Origin of the sequence: Acidisphaera sp. S103 (assembly GCF_009765975.1) — a bacterium.
Taxonomy (GTDB): Bacteria; Pseudomonadota; Alphaproteobacteria; order Acetobacterales; family Acetobacteraceae; genus Rhodopila.
Genome location: NZ_LMUJ01000065.1, coordinates 1 through 16,296, shown reverse-complemented (window position 1 = coordinate 16,296; position 16,296 = coordinate 1). Strand labels below are relative to the sequence as shown.

The 16,296-nt window shown below is 66.2% G+C and carries 12 protein-coding genes; 10 read left to right on the top strand and 2 right to left on the bottom strand.

Annotated elements, in window-relative coordinates:
* Positions 1–32 precede the first annotated feature (32 nt).
* Positions 33–2,525: a circularly permuted type 2 ATP-grasp protein gene (locus tag GSQ89_RS23925; protein WP_158929985.1), complete on the bottom strand. Its 2,493-nt coding sequence runs from the start codon at positions 2,523–2,525 to the stop codon at positions 33–35.
* Between the two features lie 395 nt (positions 2,526–2,920).
* Between GSQ89_RS23925 and GSQ89_RS23920 the strand changes: the two genes are divergently transcribed.
* The 8 genes from GSQ89_RS23920 to GSQ89_RS23885 all read left to right on the top strand — a co-directional run bounded on the left by GSQ89_RS23920 (position 2,921) and on the right by GSQ89_RS23885 (position 12,548).
* The gene (locus GSQ89_RS23920; RefSeq protein WP_371734286.1) at positions 2,921–4,483 is read left to right on the top strand and encodes an ATPase domain-containing protein; all 1,563 of its coding nucleotides are present in this window, start codon (positions 2,921–2,923) and stop codon (positions 4,481–4,483) included.
* Positions 4,461–6,158: an ATP-binding protein gene (locus GSQ89_RS23915; protein WP_158929981.1), complete on the top strand. Its 1,698-nt coding sequence runs from the start codon at positions 4,461–4,463 to the stop codon at positions 6,156–6,158. The genes GSQ89_RS23920 and GSQ89_RS23915 overlap by 23 nt, the downstream gene beginning before the upstream one ends.
* Positions 6,159–6,523: 365 nt before the next feature.
* A complete protein-coding gene (locus GSQ89_RS23910) occupies positions 6,524–7,567 on the top strand; it encodes a rod shape-determining protein (protein ID WP_158929979.1) in 1,044 nt (347 codons plus the stop codon).
* A 96-nt stretch (positions 7,568–7,663) separates the two neighbouring features.
* On the top strand, positions 7,664–8,545 hold the full coding sequence (gene mreC / locus GSQ89_RS23905; RefSeq protein ID WP_158929977.1) for a rod shape-determining protein MreC: 882 nt from the start codon (positions 7,664–7,666) through the stop codon (positions 8,543–8,545).
* On the top strand, positions 8,545–9,099 hold the full coding sequence (locus GSQ89_RS23900) for a rod shape-determining protein MreD (protein WP_158929975.1): 555 nt from the start codon (positions 8,545–8,547) through the stop codon (positions 9,097–9,099). The genes mreC and GSQ89_RS23900 overlap by 1 nt, the downstream gene beginning before the upstream one ends.
* A gap of 2 nt (positions 9,100–9,101) precedes the next feature.
* Positions 9,102–10,967 carry a penicillin-binding protein 2 gene (mrdA, locus tag GSQ89_RS23895; RefSeq protein WP_158929973.1) on the top strand — a complete coding sequence of 622 codons (1,866 nt, stop codon included), beginning with the start codon at positions 9,102–9,104 and terminating at the stop codon, positions 10,965–10,967.
* A 22-nt stretch (positions 10,968–10,989) separates the two neighbouring features.
* Complete coding sequence (gene rodA, locus GSQ89_RS23890) at positions 10,990–12,135, top strand: rod shape-determining protein RodA (protein ID WP_158929971.1); 1,146 nt, start codon at positions 10,990–10,992, stop codon at positions 12,133–12,135.
* A gap of 23 nt (positions 12,136–12,158) precedes the next feature.
* Positions 12,159–12,548, top strand: a complete 390-nt coding sequence (locus GSQ89_RS23885) for a DUF3293 domain-containing protein (protein ID WP_158929969.1) — start codon at positions 12,159–12,161, stop codon at positions 12,546–12,548.
* Positions 12,549–12,554: 6 nt separating this feature from the next.
* On the opposite strand, the gene GSQ89_RS23880 is transcribed toward GSQ89_RS23885, so the two are convergent.
* Positions 12,555–13,610 (bottom strand): glycosyltransferase family 4 protein, encoded by a 1,056-nt coding sequence (locus GSQ89_RS23880; RefSeq protein WP_158929967.1) that lies wholly within the window; start codon positions 13,608–13,610, stop codon positions 12,555–12,557.
* 221 nt (positions 13,611–13,831) lie between these two features.
* On the opposite strand from GSQ89_RS23880, the gene GSQ89_RS23875 reads away from it, so the two are divergent.
* Positions 13,832–14,521 carry a GntR family transcriptional regulator gene (locus GSQ89_RS23875; protein WP_158929965.1) on the top strand — a complete coding sequence of 230 codons (690 nt, stop codon included), beginning with the start codon at positions 13,832–13,834 and terminating at the stop codon, positions 14,519–14,521.
* 38 nt (positions 14,522–14,559) lie between these two features.
* Positions 14,560–16,158 carry an FAD-dependent tricarballylate dehydrogenase TcuA gene (gene tcuA / locus GSQ89_RS23870; protein WP_216856351.1) on the top strand — a complete coding sequence of 533 codons (1,599 nt, stop codon included), beginning with the start codon at positions 14,560–14,562 and terminating at the stop codon, positions 16,156–16,158.
* Positions 16,159–16,296 lie beyond the last annotated feature (138 nt).

The window sequence follows — 16,296 nt, the reverse complement described above, 5'->3', positions numbered from 1 at the left end:
TTTTCAGTGGCCCCGCGTCGACCGTCGTTCTGTCATGCCGCGCCGCGCAGCGGTTCGCTGTCCATGCCCAGGCTGCGGGCGACCGGCAGAAGGGTGAAGTAGCGCCGGGATACCCGATCCGCCACGGCGCCGATCGCTTGCTCCAGCTTTCTCAGTTGCGCCGGCAGGCGGGCTGTGGTGGCCATCTGGTCCGGCGAGCGCAATACTTCCTGCACGATACCGCGTGATTCCTGCAGCAGCGGTTCCATGGACATCAGCAGGGAATCGCCGTCCTCGACGATCTCGCGTAGCAACTCCCGCGCGGTGGTCAGTTGGAAGGCCAGACCGCGCGGGTTGCCTTCGTCGGCCAGGATCAGGTCAAGCGCCGGGGCGGGCTGCAACACCGCCAGGTAGCGAGCGCGGTAGGTGATGACGGAATCCCGCAGTTCCAGCGCCAGACGCAGGCCGGCTTCCACCCGGCCCGGCTGCGTCAAGGCGCCGGGCTGGTCCAGAACCTGCGCCAGTTCTCCGGTGATTGACTGGGCGCGTTCCATGCGCCGGCCGAAGTCCAGGAACAGGCGGCCACCGCCGCGGACCATGTTCTCCGCCGCCAGTCCGGCGACGGTGGCGGCGAATTCAAGGATCTCCGTGGTCAGGTTCGACGCGTATTCCAGCGACCGCACGTTCGAGTCAGGCGGCAGGCGCTTCATGTTCTCGCCCAGAATGCGCAACGACCGGGTCAGGACCGTGTGCATCTCACCGGTCAGGCGGTCGCGCAGTTGCTGGACCTGGCGGGCGACATGGGCGAGGACGCGGCGCATGCCGCCGTCGTGGCGGAACGCACGCATCACCGATGCGGCCAGCATGCCGGCGCCCAGCACGCTGGCGTCCTCGGCCTCCATCATCTTGGCCTTGGCCAGGCTGGCCACCAGGACCTGCATCTCGGCGATCTCCCGCGCGGTGGGGGACGGACGCAGGATCCGCGTGATCATCGCCCGCTGCAGGCGCGCGGCTTCTTCCAGACGCTCCAGATAGCGGCCCAGCCAGTAGAAATTGTCGGCGACGCGTGACGGCAGGTCGCCGGAGGTGCGGCGGATCGCCAGCGTCGGGGTCAGCAGCCCCAGCGCGCCCTGCACGGTGCTGGTCTCGTCCGCCATGACCCAGACGTCCTTGGACAGCGCGTTGCGTGGCAGGCGACCGGCCAGCGCGTCTTCCTCCGACAGCGCCCGGGCAAGGCCGCCGGGGAATGCCCGCCAGCGCGTGCCGTCGAAGGTCATGAACATGCGCAGGGCGATCGGCCGGGCCTCCAGGCCGTGCGCGCCGGCGCACGGGGCAACGGACGGCGTGGGGGCAACCGATGCGGCGAACGATGCGGGGTCGGCCTCCATCCGAACGGCCAGTTCCGCCCGATCCGCAGTTGACAGTTGCATCGGCACGATGGGCGGCGCATCGCCGTCGGTCGCGCGCCTGACCACCCAGCCTTCCAGGTCGCGCAGCACGGTGCGCACGACGGCGCCTTCGCCAAGCCAGAGGGTGGCCTGGCTGGCGAGCCGGAGGTCTTCGCCGAGCAGGCGGCGGGCGAGGGCGGGCAGGAATGCGGTCAGCGCCGGCGCCTCAGCGAGGCCGGACCCAGGATCGTTGACCATGCGGACGGAGCCGCCGCGGATCGCGTCGAGCAGGCCGGGGATGCCGGCGCCGGCGGAGAGTTCCAGTGAATCGACCCGGTGGCCTTCCTCGCGGCGCAGCAGCACGCCGATCCGTTGCAGGCCACGCAGCGTCTTCAGGAACACCTGGCCGTTGCGCAGCGTCAGATCGCCTGCTTCCACCAGGCCAATGGACAACTCGCGCGCCAGCAGCACGTGCTCAAACCACAGCGGGTCGGCGTGGCCGCCGCTCAACAGCGCGACGGCGGCGCCATCGTCGGGGGCGAGTGCCTGCAACGCTTCGCTGGTGATCTCCAGATACTGCCGCAGGTGCTGGATGCGCTGGGACTGGAACAGTTCCGGCACGATGCGGGACAGCATGCGGCGGTTTTCCAGGGCGTAGGCGAGGCCTTGCGCCTGGCCGGTCCGGTCCGCCATCACCCGCCAGGCGCCATCCGGGCCGCGCAGCATGTCGGCGGCATAGAAGGACAGATAGCGGTCGCGGCGGCGGCCATCGACGGTACGGCAGGGGCGCAGGAAGGCGGGATTGCCGTAGACCACGTCGGGCGGGATCAGGCCCTCGGCCATCAGCGCCTGCGGACCGTACAGGTCGGCGAGGATCAGTTCCATCAGCCGGGCGCGCTGTGCCAGACCGGTTTCCAGGGCGGAGAATTCGCTGGCCGACAGCAGCAGCGGGATCGGGTCGCAACGCCAGTTGACGGCACGCTCTCCGGGCAGGATCGCGGTGATGCCTTCCTCGGCGAACGCCTGGTCCAGCAGGTGCGCGCGTTGTGCCAGGGTTTCATGGCCGAGCGCGAACATGGTGGAGAGAAGGGACCGCCAGTGGGGCTTGGCGTGCCCCGAACCGTCGGCCATTTCATCCAGCGCGCTGTCGCCATTCATGCTGCGCCGCCGATCATGGTGCGCCGCCGATTGGGCCGGATTGGCTTGCAAGCGCCGCCAGGCCAAAGCAGGGCACGCACGATTTCATCCTCTTCGCGAACGGTCCGCGACAGGGTGCCACGCGGGTGAAACACTTGTCCAGGATGCTACGCTGCGCTGCGGGATAGGGCATTCCGGCTGGGATTCGGCATTGCGCGGGCGGCGTGTCTCGTCATGCGATCATGCAGGATGAGGCCGACGTCTTTTGGCGGCGATTCCGGCGGGTCACGGTGAGTTGAAATCGCCCTGGCGTGAGCGCCTTCGTTATCGCAACGACAAGCCTGATTATTCCTCGGTTCTCCTCTCTAAATTGCGATTTTCCCTTGATTGACCCCAATCTGCCGGCTGTGTAGGCAATGATGCATGATCGACAGGGCCGGCCAATGACCATGGGTGAGTTAGAACCTCAAATTGGAGAACCGGATACCACGCGAATTTCGACCGGCAATGAAGGTCTCGATGACATTCTCGGCGGTGGATTGGATTCCGATCGCGTGTATCTCTACGAAGGGCGGCCGGGGACCGGGAAGACGACCCTGGCCCTGCAATTCCTGCTGGCCGGCGCACGCAAAGGCGAGCGGACGCTTTACATCACCCTGTCCGAGAGCAAGCGCGAACTGGAGGTCGTGGCTCGGCGCCATGGCTGGTCGCTGGACAACATCGATGTGTTCGAACTGGTTTCGCCGGAAGCGATACTCGATCCGGCCCGCGAACAGACGGTCCTGCATCCGGCCGAGATGGAACTGAACGAGACGACGCAGAACGTGTTCGACCGCGTGCGGGAATTCAACCCGACGCGGGTCGTGTTGGACAGCCTGTCGGAAGTGCGGCTGCTGGCGCAAAGCCCGTTGCGGTATCGGCGGCAGATCCTGGCGCTGAAGCACTTCTTCACCGGCCGGCGCTGCACCGTCGTTCTGCTGGACGACCTGTCCTCGGCGGAGAATGACCTGCAGCTTCATTCCATTTCGCACGGCGTCGTGCTTCTGGAGCAGTTGGCGATCGACTACGGCGCGGAACGCCGGCGGCTGCGCGTGGTCAAAATGCGCGGCATCAAATTTCGTGGCGGATTCCACGACTTCACGATCGAAACCGGTGGTTTGGCGATTTACCCGCGGCTGGTCGCAGCCGAACACCACAAGCCGTTCGCGGGCGATTTCACGCCCAGCGGGAACACGGAACTGGACACCCTGCTGGGCGGCGGCCTGGAACGGGGCACCAACGCCCTGCTGATCGGGGGCGCCGGCGTCGGTAAATCGTCCCTGGCGCTCACCTACGCGGTGACCGCCGCCGCTCGGGGCGAGCACACCGTCATCTTCGCGTTCGATGAAGGGCGCGGCACCATCAACGCCCGAGCCAGCACCATCGGCCTGCCGCTGCAGGAGGCGGTCGACAGCGGCAAGGTGCGTATCCAGCAGATCGACCCAGCGGAAGTCTCACCCGGCGGGTTCGCGCATCTCGTTCGCCAGGCGGTCGAGGTGGGTGACGCGCGTATCGTGGTGATCGACAGCCTGAACGGCTATCTGAACGCCATGCCCGATGGGCGCTTCCTCATTCTTCAGATGCACGAATTGCTGAGCTATCTGAGCCAACTGGGCGTGCTGACCATCCTGATCCTCGCGCAGCACGGGCTGGTCGGACCGATGGATACGCCGCTCGATATCAGCTACCTGAGCGATGCGGTGGTTATGCTGCGGTATTTCGAAGCCGACGGCACTGTTCGGCGCGCCTTATCGGTGGTGAAAAAACGCAGCGGCAATCACGAGCACACGATCCGCGAATTCAAACTGACGCCCACGGGCATTTCGGTTGGTCAACCTCTCACGCAGTTTACCGGCATCTTTACCGGCACGCCGCGTTACATAGGCGAGAAGGAGCCGCTTCTCGCCGAGGGGGCTGATGACAAGCACGGACACCATTGAAAGCCGCATTCTGATCCTGGCCCCCATCGGCCGGGATGCGCCGGCGATTGGCGAGGTTTTGAAGCGCGTCGGCCTGGACAGCCTGGTTTGCTGTCATGTGGCCGCCCTGGTCGCGGCGCTGGACGACGGCGCCGGGGCGGTTTTGGTGGCGGAGGAAGCGCTGGTTGGGCGCGAGGCGCAGGATCTGCAATCCTGGGTCGTAAGTCAGCCGCCCTGGTCGGATATGCCATTCATCGTCCTCGTCGGTCGCGATACCCGGCCGGAGTTGATGCGCTGGCGGCAGGATTGGCTGAACGCGCTTCGCAATGGCTCCCTGCTGGAAAAGCCGCTGGACGGGTTGACCTTGTCAAGCGCGTCCGCCGCCGCCGTTCGCAGCCGGCGGCGCCAGTACGAGGTTCGAAGCTATCTGGCCGCGCGTGCGGCCGCGGCGGAAACACTCGAAGAACTGGTGGTCAGCCGGACACAGGAACTGGAAACCGCGAACGCGGCGCTGCGGGTGGAAATGGCGGAACGGGAAAGAGCCGAGGCCGCCCTTCGTCAATCGCAGAAGATGGAGGCGGTCGGCCAGTTGACCGGCGGCCTGGCACACGATTTCAACAACATGCTGGCCGGAATCTCGGGAAGCCTGGAGATCATGCAGGTGCGGATCGACCAGGGCCGCTTCGGCGAGCTCGGCCGCTACGTGTCCGCGGCGTTGGCGTCGTCCGGGCGGGCGGCGGCGTTGACCCATCGCCTGCTGGCCTTCTCGCGCCGGCAGACGCTGAGTCCCAAACCGACCGATGCCAATGCGCTGATCTCCGGCATGGGCGAACTGATACGGCGCACGGTGGGGCCGGCGGTGCGGGTGGAGGAAATCCTGGCGGACGGGGTGTGGACGACGCTGTGCGATCCGAACCAGTTGGAGAGTGCGCTGCTCAACCTGGTGATCAATGCGCGCGACGCGATGCCGGACGGCGGCAGCTTGGTCCTGGAGGTCGCCAATGCCAGGCCGGACGATGCGTTCATGGCGAGAAACGCGGGCGGATCCGGGCAATATGTAGTCCTGAGCGTCAGCGACACCGGAACCGGCATGCCGGCCGAGGTGGTTTCCCGGGCGTTCGATCCATTTTTCACCACCAAGCCGATCGGTGAAGGCACCGGGCTTGGACTGTCGATGGTTTACGGGTTCGCCAAGCAATCCGCCGGTCATGTGAGCATCGACAGCGCGGTGGGACGCGGCACCTCGATCCGCATCTATCTGCCACGCCATTCAGGGGACGTCGCCGAAACCGGCAAGGATGCCGCGACGGCGGTCATGCCGCGTGCCCGGGGTGGCGAGACGGTCCTTGTCGTGGATGACGAGCCAACGGTCCGCATGCTGGTGTGTGAGGTTCTGGGAGAACTCGGATATGCGGCCATCCAGGCGGGTGACGCACAGGAGGGGCTGTGCCTGCTGCGATCCGATCACAGGATCGACCTGTTGATTACCGATGTCGGGCTGCCCAACGGCATGAATGGACGGCAACTCGCCGATGCGGCGAAGGTCGGCCGCCCGGATCTGCAGGTGCTGTTCATCACCGGGTATGCCGAGAAAGTCGCGATGGGCGGCGGACGGCTGGGACCGGGCATGGACGTGATCACGAAGCCTTTCGCGCTGCAAACGCTGGCCGAGAAGGTGAGCATGATGATTGCGTGACCCAGCGGCCGTCGACCCATCCGGCGTGACCGGTCACCGGTCGTGACGGCCGTGCCAATGGACGATCGGCATCGAATGGGCGAACCGGGCACCATGCGGCAAAGGCCGTGCTTCCATGTTGGGCGGGTCCGGCGATTGGAGGTGACGTTTTCCGCCTCGGTGACGAAAACCGGGCATTTTCGGGGCGGCCTGTCGAACGATCGTCAACAAGCCCTTGTGAACCGGGCACGCCGGGGCTAAGCGACCGCCTTCCGCTGACCCCTCCCACCCCCGGCCTCGGGCGCTGCTCCCGGCAACTTTCCCTGACGATCCCGCACTGCCCACGCGCCACCCTCTTCCTGGCCACCACGACAAAGGTTTTCTGGATGTTCTCCCAGTTGCTTGGCTTTATGTCAGCCGACATGGCCATCGATCTCGGCACCGCCAACACGCTCGTTTACGTGAAGGGCAGGGGCATCGTCCTGGCGGAGCCAAGTGTCGTCGCCATCGCCGACGTGCGCGGCAAGAAGCAGGTCGTCGCGGTGGGTGAGGAGGCCAAGCAGATGCTGGGCCGCACGCCCGGCTACATCACCGCCAGCCGGCCGCTGCGCGACGGCGTGATCGCCGACTTCGAAGTGGCCGAGGAGATGATCAAGCACTTCATCCGCAAGGTGCATAACCGGCGCGGCTTTGCCTCGCCGCTGATCATCGTCTGCGTGCCGTCCGGCTCCACCGCCGTCGAACGCCGAGCGATCCAGGAAAGCGCGGAAAGCGCCGGCGCCCGCCGGGTGCAGTTGATCGAGGAGCCGATGGCCGCGGCGATCGGCGCCGGCCTGCCGGTCACCGAACCGTCCGGCAGCATGGTCGTCGACATCGGCGGCGGCACCACCGAGGTCGCGGTGATCTCGCTGGGCGGCATCGTCTATTCCCGCAGCGCCCGGGTCGGCGGCGACAAGATGGATGAGGCGATCATCAGCTACATCCGCCGCCACCATAACCTGCTGATCGGTGAGTCCTCGGCCGAACGCATCAAGATGGATATCGGCGCCGCCGCGATGTTCGATCCGAAGGATGACGGACCGTATCGCGAGGTGCGCGGACGCGACCTGATGAACGGGGTTCCGCGCGAAATCCTCGTCAGCCAACGTGAAATCGCGGACAGTCTGGCGGAACCGGTGTCCGCCATTGTCGAGGCGGTGAAGGTCGCGCTGGAGAACACCCCGCCCGAACTGGCGGCGGACATCGTCGACAAGGGCATCGTGCTGACCGGCGGTGGAGCGTTGCTGCACCGGTTGGACCAGGTGCTGCGGGATGCCACCGGCCTCGCGGTTGTGATCGCGGAAAATCCGCTGCAATGCGTGGCGCTGGGTACCGGGCGCGCGCTGGAAGAGCGGAAGCGGCTCAGCAACGTGCTGACAAGCATGTATTAATCCTGCTAATGTCGCGGCAAGCGTGGACCGCCGGCCTGTTGCCGGTGTGGGGCCGCTAACCGGCCCGTCTGTAGCGAACTCTGGCTGAAGGTCCGCATGATCCGCCTTTCGATCCAGGCACGACAGGCGTTGGCGCGGCTGACTCTGCCGGTCCTGATCGTCGTCTCGTTCGGCGTCATGTTGTTGGGCAAGGCGGATACCTTGCTGGCGGATCGGGCGCGCACCGCACTCGCCGATGGGCTGGTGCCGATCTACACGGCGCTCGCCGCGCCGCTTGGCCGGATCCACGCGGCGATCACCGAAACCGCCACGCTGTGGGACATGCGCGCGGAAAACGACCGTCTGCGCGCCGAGAACGACACGCTGCGGCGCTGGCAATCGGTCGCGCTGGCGCTGGATGCGGAAAATCAGCGCCTGAAGGCCAGCCTGCGCTGGATTCCGGATCCGCAGGCCTCATTCGTCACCGCGCGGGTCGTTGCGGATGCGGGTGGCGTGTATGCCAAGGCGGTGCTGCTGTCCACCGGTCCGAACAGCGGCATCCACAAAGGTGAGATCGCGGTGGATGAGCGCGGGCTGGTCGGCCGCATCACCGAGGTGGGCGCCCGCACCGCCAGGGTACTGCTGATCACCGACCTCAACAGCCGTATTCCGGTGACGCTGGAGACATCGCGCGCGCATGCGATCCTGGTGGGGACCAACGGCAACCGTCCACGGCTGCAATACTGGCCGGAGGGGGTCACGCCGCAGGAGGGCGAACGGGTCGTCACCAGTGCCGAGGCGAACGCCTTCCCGGCCAACCTGCCGATCGGGACGGTGCATTACACCAGCAGTGGCACGGCGGAGGTCGAGCCGGCCGCGATGCTGCAAAAGCTGGAGGTCGTGCGGATTTTCGACTACGGCCTGAATGGCGTGGTCGCGCCGGAACCGCCGGTGACCGAACCGCCGGTGGCCGAACCGCCGATGCAGGGGCGGCACTGATGGCGCATATCGATCGGCGTCCCGGTATCCGCCCGCGGCCCAGTTTCGGCAGACGCCTCGATATCGCCGCAAGGGCCTGCTTTCCAGGGTGCATCACCATCCTGCTGATGCTGCTAACGCAGGCGCCGCTGGGTTTGCCCGGACAGGCGGCGTCTTTGCCGGCGGTGGCACTGGGCTGCGTCTGGTTCTGGTCGTTGTTCCGGCCCGCCGCCTTGCCGCCGCCCATCGTTTTCCTGATCGGCCTGCTGATGGACCTGCTGGGTTATCTGCCACTGGGTGTGGGTGCGTTCACACTGCTCGCCGTTCATGGGGTGGCACTGGCGATGCGCCGGTCGCTGTCCCGCCGAGGGGGGGGCTGGATATGGATCGTTTTCGCCGGTGTCGCGGCGGCGGCGTCGCTGTCGATCTGGCTTATGGTCATGCTGCTGACGTTCCGGCTGCTGTCGCCCTATCCGGCGATCTTCATCGCGGTGCTGGCCGCGGCGATATTTCCGCTGCTGGCGGTGCCGTTCGCCAGCGCGCATAGATCGATCGCCAACCCGGAGCGAGCCTGATCATGAAGCGGGATGTCGAGCGTACCGGCGTCTTCACCCGGCGGGCGTTGCTGCTGTTGGGTGGCCAGCTTGCCGTGCTTGGGACCCTGGGAAGCCGGCTCTACCAGGTGCAGGTGCGGGAGGGTGCGCGCTACAACACGCTGGCCGACGAGAATCGCATCAGTGCGCGGATGATCGCGCCGCCGCGCGGGCGGATCCTGGATCGGTTCGGCACGCCGGTGGCGGGCAACATCACCAACTGGCGCGCCGTGCTGGTCGCCGAACAGGCCGACAATGTGAAGGCGACGCTGGATGCGTTCTCGGCACTGCTGCCGCTCAGCGAATACGAGCGGGTGCGGATCGACCGCGAACTGCATCGCCGGCGGAAATTCATTCCCGTGCTGGTCAAGGAATTCCTGACATGGGATGAAATGGCGGCGATCGAGGTCAATGCGCCCGATCTGCCGGGCATCGCGGTCGATGCCGGCACCAGCCGGAGCTATCCGTTCGGCTCCCAACTGGCCCATGTCGTCGGCTACGTCGCGCCGCCGAACGAGGCGGATGTCGCCGACGACCCGCTGCTGGCGCTGCCCGGGATACGGATCGGGCGCGCGGGCATGGAGAAATACCATGATCTGGGGCTGCGCGGACGCGCCGGCGCGGTGCAGTTCGAGGTTAACGCCGTCGGGCGGATCATCCGGGAGTTGGACCGTCAGGAAGGCATACAGGGCGAGGATGTCGGGCTGACGATCGACTCCGGATTGCAGCTATCGGTGCTGAATTCCCTGGGTGACGAAAGTGCCAGCGCGGTGGTCATGGACTGCCGCAACGGCGAGGTGCTGGCGATGGCGACCAATCCGTCGTTCGATCCGTCGGTGTTCAATTCCGGTGTGTCGCAGGCGCAATGGCTGCAATGGACCAACGACCGGCGGACGCCGCTGATCAACAAGGCAACCTCGGGGCTGTATGCGCCGGGGTCCACCTTCAAGATGGCGGTCGCGTTGGCGGGGCTGGAGTCCAAGGCGATCACCCCGGCGGACCGGATCAATTGTCCCGGCTACCTCGACCTGGGCGGCACGCGGTTCCACTGCTGGCGCAAGGGCGGGCACGGCATGCTGAACCTGCGCGGCGGCCTGAAGAACAGTTGCGACGTGTTTTTCTACGAAGTGGCACGGCGTACCGGGATCGACCATATCGCGACCATGGCCAATCGGCTGGGCCTGGGAGTCGAGCTCGACCTGGACCTGCCGGGCCAGCGCACGGGCCTGATTCCGACGCGGGAATGGCGCATCGGCCAGGGCCATGCCTGGAACATCGGCGACACCATCGTCAGCGGCATCGGCCAGGGCTATGTGCAGGTCACGCCGTTGCAGCTTTGCACCTATGTCTCGCGTGTCGCCACCGGGCGCGTCGTGCAGCCGCATCTGACGCGCAAGCTGGCCGGCGTGCTGCAGCCCGGTGTCGAGCCCGACGACTGGCCGATGCTGGGCATGACCGACAAGATGCTGAACAATGTCCGCGAAGGCATGTGGGCGGTGGTCAATGAGGCGGGTGGCACGGCCCCGCAGGCACGTCTGGCCGATCCATCGGTGCAGTTGGCGGGAAAGACCGGGTCGGCGCAGGTGCGGCGGGTGTCGCGGGAACTGCGCGAGAGCGGGCATTTCGACAGCGACAAGCTGCCCTGGGAGTATCGTCCGCATGCGCTGTTCGTCGCCTATGCGCCGTACGACGCGCCGCGCTATGCCGTGTCGGTGGTGATAGAGCACGGCAACGCCGGCGCCACCGCGGCGGGACCGGTGGCGCGCGATATCATGGCGGCGACCCTGCGGCGCGATCCGGCCAACCGTTCGGTGTCGCCATCAGCCCAGGTGGCGGACGCTCGGCCATGACGGCGCGTAGGGGAGATCGGACATGATGGACCGCCGTCTGTGGCGCGAGCCGTCGTTCGACCTGATGGGCAAGGTGCTCCAGATCAACTGGCTGTACGTGCTGCTGCTGTGCTGTCTGGCGGGCGTCGGCTACGTCGCGCTGTACAGCGCCGGCGGCGGGTCCCCCGAACCCTATGCGACACGCCATGCCATGCGGTTTGCGTTCGGCCTGCTGGTGATGCTGGCGATCGGGCTGGTTGATATCAGGGTGATCGCAAAGCTCGCCTGGCCGGCCTGGTTGGGCGGCGTGGTCCTGCTGGTCCTGGTGCTGCGGATGGGGCATGTCGGCAAGGGGGCGCAGCGCTGGCTGGAACTCGGGCCCTTGCAGATGCAGCCGTCGGAGTTGATGAAACTGGCGCTGGTGCTGGCGCTGGCGGCTTGGTTCCACAAGGCGTCGTGGCAGCGGATGGGCAATCCGCTGTTCCTGATCCCGCCGCTGATCGCGGTGCTGATCCCGGTTGGGCTGATCCTGAAGGAGCCGAACCTGGGGACCGCGGCGATCACGGCGATGCTGGGTGCCTGCATGTTCTTCGCCGCCGGCGTGCGCTGGTGGAAATTCCTGCTGGTGACGCTGCCGATTCCACTGCTGGCGCAATTCGTCTACGGGCATCTGCACGACTACCAGCGGGCGCGCATCGACACGTTCCTGCACCCCGAGAGCGATCCGCTGGGGGCCGGCTACAACATCATCCAGTCGAAGATCGCCCTGGGGTCGGGCGGGATGTGGGGGCAGGGCTTCCTGCAGGGCACACAGGCGCATCTGGACTTCCTGCCGGAGAAGCAGACGGACTTCATCTTCACCATCATCGGCGAGGAATGGGGCTTCGTCGGCGGCGTCGCGGTGATGGCGCTGCTGGGCCTGATCATCGTCGGCGGAATGCTGATCGCGCTGCGCTGCCGGCACCAGTTCGGCCGGCTGGTGGCGCTTGGGATCTCCTGCAATTTCTTCCTGTATGTGTTCGTCAATATCGCCATGGTGATGGGCGTCATCCCGGTGGGCGGCGTGCCGCTGCCGCTGGTGTCGCATGGCGGGTCGGCGATGCTGACGGTGATGGTGGGCTTCGGGGTGCTGATGTCGGTGCATGTGCACCGCGACGTGGAGTTCCCGACGAAGCGGGAGGACGGGTAGGCCGGCCGGCCCACCTTATGCGGATGATCCCGCCACGGACCCTGATCGCCTATCGCCGCACCCGCTATCAGGCCGGTAACATCGATATCCGCATAGGCCGCCGATCGCTCGCCATGGATGTCATGCTGACGACGTACCGAGCGCGGGAGGCTGTCATGATCACTGCCAATAATCCGATGTCTCGCCGCATGCCGCTTCGCTGGAACCAACGGATGCAAGCCCGCCTCGTCCAGGCACTGAAGCGCTATGCGACCTTGCCAGCCATGGGAACCTTGCGACGCTGGTCCGAGGCGCACCTTCTGGTGCTCCACGACGTTCGGCCGATCCGTAAGCTGGCCCGTCGTTTCCGCCAGAACTGCATCGTTGTCCTTCGACCGAGGCAGCCCGCGCGGCTGCATTTTCTCGTCACCTGAACCGGGTCAGCCCCACTGCCGCAGACCGGCAACGCGCGCACGATGGACCACGAACCAGACCCACGCCAATTGCGGCAGCGCGGTGATGAACGGCACCAGCGGCTTGCATGACGACGGCACGGCGATGAACAGCAGACAGCAAGCCCCGCCGAACAGTGCGAAACCCCAATGCACCAGAGTGACAGTGACGGCGGACAGGCCGGATCGCTGTGCGACCTGGTATAAATGTCCGCGATGCGGCCGGGTCACGGCCTGCCCTTGCAGGGCTCGCCGAACCAGGGTGAACGCAACGTCGAACAGGACGCCGGACAGCAGCATCGGCATCAGCAGGAACGACAGCGTCACGCCGTCGAACCGGCTGGCGACGACCGCCAGCACTGCCAGCATGAAGCCGACGAACTGGCTTCCCACGTCGCCCATGAAGATGCGGGCCTTGGGGAAATTGAATGGCAGGAACCCGGCCAGCCCGCACGCCAGCAGCCCGGCGGCGGCATAGCCGAACCAGCCGCCATGCCGTTCGGCGATGAACACGATGAACAGGCTGGCGATCAGGGCGACGCCGCTGGCCAGGCCGTTCAGCCCGTCGATGAAGTTCATCGCATTGGTGGTGAACAGCAGCCAGAACAGTGTCGCCGCGATCCCGGCCCAGGCCAGTGGCAGCGGCCCGACATAGGGGATGTGAAACGCCGTCACATACAGGCCGCTCGACACCGCGACCAGCGCCGCCAGCACCTGCGTGCCCAGCTTGACGACGAACGGCCAGTCGAACAGGTCGTCGAGGAAGGCGACCACGGCGATGGCCACGGATGCCTCGATCACGCCCAGGAAATAGGGATCGGCGAGGCGGGCGAACGCGGCGAAACGGTATAGCACGGCGATGCCGACCAGGAAGGTGACCACGATCCCGACGCCGCCGCCCTTGGGGGTGGGCCGGTCATGCGCCTTGCGCGCCGCCGGCGTGTCCATGACCCGGGCGGCGATCATCCCGCGCACGGTCGCGGCGGACAGCAGCATCAGCAGCGCGGCGAAGCCGAGGTGGCGGAGAAAGGCGGCAAGGGTCATGCGGTCATCCGAGGGTGAAGGCCGGATCGTCTATCGCTTCGGCGGGCGGGCGGCGAGTCCTGCGTCCGGACGATTCGGGCGTGCCGGGAGACGATGACCGTGGTTTTGCACGTCGCCTAATTGCATTCTCTTGTATACATAGATATACGAGTGCATGAACACGGGTTGGGAGAACGCCCATCACACCGAACAGTACCGCGTGGGACGGAGGAGAGCAGGGCGTGCCACCACCGCGTACCGGCGCACTGGCGGAACGCGCCTATGCGGCGATCCGCGACGCCATCCAGGACAATACCCTCGGCAGCGGTCAGCGGATTCCTGAACTCGAACTGTGCGGTTGGCTGAAAATGAGCCGCACGCCGGTGCGCGAGGCACTCCGCCGCTTGCAATCGGAGGGGATGCTGGAGCACGGGCAGGGCGGGCTGTCTGTCGTTCGGCTCGATCTTCGTGCGGTCACCGAATTGTACGATCTGCGCGAATCGCTGGAGGGCACCGCTGCTTCCCTGGCTGCCCGCGGCGCGGACGCGACCGAGATTCGCATCCTTCAGGCCACGCTCGACGCGCATCGCAAACTGCCGGACGATCCGAAGGTCCACGCCCGCGAAAACACCCTGTTCCATCAGCAGATCTACCGAGCGGCGCATAACCGCTTCCTGTTGAAAAGCCTCCAAAGCCTGCACGATTCGGTCGCGCTTCTGGGTCGCACGACATTCGCCGCACCCGGACGCATCCAAGCGGCGACGGATGAGCATCAGGCGATTGTCGATGCCATCGCCCAGCACGATGAGGCCCAGGCCGAGGCCCACGCCCGGCGTCACGTCCGCCGAGGGTATGAGCTTCGCATCGGTATCCTCGCCGCGGCCCAGGCCGACAATCGGGGACGGATGGAGCAGCGTCCGTATCCATCCTGATATTGCACTTGAAATACGACGAAATGGAGAACTCAGCCGTGCCCGATTCTGAAGTGTCCCCCTATGACGTCATCGTCGTCGGTGCCGGCAATGCCGCCCTCGCCGCCGCCGTCTCGGCCAGGGAGAACGGGGCGGCGCGCGTGCTGGTGCTGGAAAAGGCCCCGCGGGAGATGCGCGGCGGCAACACGCATTGGAGCGGCGGTGTGCTGCGCTTCGCCTTCGACGACCCGCACGAGATCGGGCCGTTGCTGCCCGGCGTCGACGACAGTTACGAGGATTTCTACGACGGCATCCAGCCTTATACGCGCGACGATTTCCATGGCGATTTGATGCGCGTCACCTCGGGGCAGACCGATCCGGTGCTGTCTCGCGTGCTGGTGGACAATTCGCGCGACACCGTGTTCTGGATGCATGAGGTCGGCCAGGTGCCGATGGAGCCCGCGATCACCCTGACCGGGGTGCGGAAGGGCAACAAGATCGTTTGGGCGCGCGGCCTGGTGGTGCGGGCGGAGCACGAAGGCGTCGGCCTGTCGCGCAGTTGGTTCGCCACCGCCGAACGCATGGGCGTCGAGATCCGCTACGGCGCCAGCGTCCAGGCCATCCTGCAAAACGATCGTGGCCACGTCTGCGGCGTGCGTGTGCGTGATGACGCCGGCGTCCAGGCGATCGCCGGCCGGACGGTGATCCTCGGTTGCGGCGGGTTCGAGGCGAATGTGCAGATGCGCACCCAGCACATCGGCCCACTGGTGGGCGCTGCCAAGGTGCGCGGCACGCCGCACAACCAGGGCGACGGGCTGCGCATGGCGCTGGCTATCGGCGCGATGCCCTGGGGCCAGTGGAGCGGCTGCCACGCCACGCCGATCTCGGCCGACTGGGGCAATTTCGCACCGCGCGAACTGACCGATCGCAGCAACCGGCTGAGCTATCTGTACGGCGTCATGATCAATCGGAATGGGCGCCGTTTCGTCAACGAGGGTGAGGACGGCGCGATGTTCACCTATGCGAAGTTCGGCCGCGCCATTCTGGCTGAACCGGGGGCTAAGGCGTACCAGTTGTTCGACGCGCAGGTCGTGCATCTGTTGGAGCCGCGTTATTCCACCAGTCAGCCGATTGTTGCCGATACGATCGAGGCGCTGATCGAGCAGCTTGATATCGACGACAAGGATCAGGCGATCCGGACTATGCACGAGTACAATGCGGTGGCGCATCATGCCCATGACGGGTTCGATCCGGCGCAGAAGGACGGTCTGCGCACGCGCGGTCTGGTGCCCGAGAAGACCAACTGGGCGATCAAGTTGGAGAAGCCGCCGTTCTATGCGTATAGCGCGACCGGCGGCATCACCTTCACCTTCGGCGGCCTGAAGATCGACCAGCATGCCCGCGTAATCGGCACCGATTGGCGGCCAATACCGGGGCTGCTGGCCTGTGGGGAGATGGTTGGCGGACTGTTCTACGACAACTACCCGGCTGGTACCGGACTGGTGTCGGGGGCGACGTTCGGCCGCATCGCCGGACGCTCCGCGGCTGGGTTCGACGCCGATGAGGTGTTGGGGACCGTTGAGCCCTACGGAGTCACGCAGCCGGCGGTCCCCGTGTCAGGCGGGAACACGGCAGGGGAGACCGGTTGGGTGCCGTGAACGCCGCAGGGCCTGCCTATTTGTCATGACCAAGCCCTCTCCCCGTCATGGCCGGGCGTGTCCCACGGTTGTCTGGCACGTTTCTTGATATGATACGGTATCAGACTGTCTCATATCAGGACACCCTGTCCGGGCACG